Annotated in this window: 2 protein-coding genes; one reads left to right on the top strand and one right to left on the bottom strand. The window is 48.5% G+C overall.

All coding sequences use genetic code 11. From position 1 onward, the window contains the following. Positions 1-1,555: phosphoethanolamine transferase (locus tag QVO99_RS04140; RefSeq protein WP_288176951.1), on the top strand; the 1,555-nt coding region annotated here is incomplete at its 5' end. Between the two features lie 621 nt (positions 1,556-2,176). On the opposite strand, the gene QVO99_RS04135 is transcribed toward QVO99_RS04140, so the two are convergent. Next, complete coding sequence (locus tag QVO99_RS04135; protein WP_022316334.1) at positions 2,177-2,686, bottom strand: low molecular weight protein-tyrosine-phosphatase; 510 nt, start codon at positions 2,684-2,686, stop codon at positions 2,177-2,179. Positions 2,687-2,905 lie beyond the last annotated feature (219 nt).

The raw sequence follows: 2,905 nt of genomic DNA, 5'->3' as shown, positions 1-2,905 counted from the left end.
GGCTGCCACTGGCGTGGCATGGGCTACAACATACCCTCTGCTCTATCATCTGACAAACCGCAGGAAATCGCCTGACTATGAGAACTACGGTGAGATAGCTTGCGGTATTTATATCTTCGGACTGGCTGCCGCAGTGGGCATGATTGGCGGAGGAATGATTGTGGCTGTAGCTGAATGGGCACTGCTGATGGTGAGTCTGTCGCTGGCAGTATACTACAGGCTCTATGGCACCTGTATCGACGCCAACGGCATGAAAATACTGCAAGACTCCCACCCCAACGAGATAATAGAATTCGCACGGTCGTACTCCTGGTGGAAAGTGGCGCTGCTGCTGGTGGCTATAGTGGCGCTGCTGGCTGGTGTGGTGATGATAAACATTCGGTCTGGCGTGGCTCTGGAACCATGGCGCATCGCTGTGGCTGCCCTGGCGGCTCTGGTGTTCGCATGGTATATGTTCAAACCGCGGCGCGGAATGTTCCAGAGGTCGGGGATTGTAAGGCTATGGCTGGACATAAAGGAGTATTCCGCCAACGACAAGCGCTACGTCACCGAGATGGAACGCCGATTGAAAGACCTCAACGTGAGACCCTTGGGAAAGCCCTTCGGCAAGCCTTCCACTATAATGATGGTGATTGGAGAGTCGGCATCGCGCGACTATATGAGTGCGTTCACGAAGATGGACCACGACACCACGCCTTGGATGCGCGGCATGGCGGAAGACAAGGAGCATTGTGTGCTGTTTCCCAACTCTTACAGCTGTGCCATGCACACCGTGCAGTCGCTCGAAAAGGCACTGACGGAATACAACCAATACAACGGCAGACAGTTTTATGACTCCTGCTCCGTTATCGACATCGCACACAAACTGGGATACCGCGTTCACTGGTATAGCAATCAGGGACATCTCGGAGCCAACGACACACCGATAACGCTGGTGGCAAACACGGCGGAGGTGGCGAAATGGACGAAGCAGGACTTGGGAAAGGTGCAATACGATGAGTCGCTGGTGGATTTCCTCGACGAGCTGGACCCGGCGGAGAACAACTTCCTCGTGCTGCATCTCAAGGGAAGCCACTTCAACTTCCTCAACCGCTACCCTGCCGACCGCACGATATGGGGAAAACAGGGGGTGCAGGACAATGTCTTGAACTTCGAGAATTCTCTGAGATATACCGACGACGTGCTCCGGCAGTTTTATGAATATGCCAGCAAGCGCCTGAACCTGCAGGCGATGGTATATTTCAGCGACCACGCCACGATTCCCGACAGACACCGTTCGCCAAACTTCGCCGGCTTCGGCGATGTGCGCATACCGCTTTTCGTATGCTTCACCGATGAATATATGGCGTGTCATCCCGACCGCATAGAGGCTCTGAAGGCTAACAAGGACGCATTCTTCACCAACGACCTTGCATACGAACTGATGTGCGGCATCTTCGATGTGGAATCCAACCATTTCGACGAGTCCTCGTCATTGGCAAGCAAAACATACAGATACACCCGCGACGACCTCACCACTTACGAGGGAAAGGCTCGCATTGCGGATGACAAATGATGCGGGTACACAGATAATGTGGGCACCCAAATGAATGCAGGTACACACGGATGATGCGGCTACACGGAATTAATTCAGATACACAGAAATAAATTTGTGTGGATAAGATTTGGGGAGGTAATCCCAAACCGGTCGTATGGAATTCCCGAACTCTGGTTGAGGGGTATATATAAAAAAAATAGAGGACGACTTGATCACTCAAACCGGCCTCCTGAAAACAAATCTTTTTAACGATATCAGTTGTGGTTGTAACCAGTAAAACTAATCAGTGTTACTAAGACTACTGCCATCAACATCATAGTCGTCTTAAAATCTAATAACATAATCTTTACCTTAAATCTATCAAACTACTAACCTATGAAAAAATGTATTCTCCCGAACACGTTGCAAAGATACAACCTTTTGTGTCCGCACACAATAGTTTGGGCAAGTTTTTTAATGTACTTATTAATTTCTTTGACATACATCAAGGAATATAACATAAAAAGCTTCACTTTTTACTTTATCCTTACATTTTGTAACATTTGTTTCGATATGCGAGACAAAACGACAAAGATAAAGAAAAGAGTGAAGCATTGAATACTCGGTATTACATAAAAACAGCCTGATGACCGTTTTTTGCTAAAGTTTCTCCTCTGCCAAAAGGCGCGCCACCTCCTTGCAAGCATCCTCTATAAGGTCGAGAGCAATTTCAAAATCCTTTTGCGTCCCATAATATGGGTCTGGCACGGTGTGGTAATCCCTGTGGTCGGTGAGATAATCTGCAAGACAAAGGATTTTCTTCCTGTCGGTAGCATTGCGCGCCACACCATTGAGGTCGGCAACATTTTCATGATCCATAGCGAAGACATAATCGAAGCGGTCGAAATCCTGTGGCTTCACCTGTCGTGCCCTGCTGCTGAAGTCATATCCCCGGCTGGCGCCACATTTCCTCATCCTGCTATCGGGCAGCTGCCCCGTATGCCAGGCTCCTATGCCGGCGGAGTCTATTTCAACAAAACCGTCGAGTCTGAGGTCGTCAGCCACAATACTCTTCATCACTCCCTCGGCAGCCGGCGACCGGCAGATATTGCCAAGACATACAAACAGAAGATATTTCTTCAGCGGGTTCTTTCTTTCTTCTCCAAACATAATATCATTTATAATAATGTGTCGCCAGCGTCACCGCTCAGCAACGGTTAATAATCAGGTGCAAAGATAATGCAAGGCGAGAGCAGAATGAAATAAATGTATTTATTTCTTATGCCGAGCCGCAGCTTATCTTATCTAAACACGTTGGCGGAATTAGATTAGCGCACACTTAATCCTAATGTCAGTTTGTATTAAAATGGGCACGATGCTTGCCCAAGT

The sequence above is a fragment of the Prevotella sp. CAG:592 genome (genome assembly GCF_000436015.1).
Classification (GTDB): Bacteria; Bacteroidota; Bacteroidia; order Bacteroidales; family Bacteroidaceae; genus Prevotella; species Prevotella pectinovora.
The sequence above is the reverse complement of the archived record's forward strand: the minus strand, read 5'-3'. Positions and strand labels throughout refer to the sequence as shown.

Bases quoted from the DNA above. Each gene is read 5' to 3' on its own strand.
- QVO99_RS04135 (WP_022316334.1), bottom strand. From the start codon at position 2,686: ATGTTTGGAGAAGAAAGAAAGAACCCGCTGAAGAAATATCTTCTGTTT.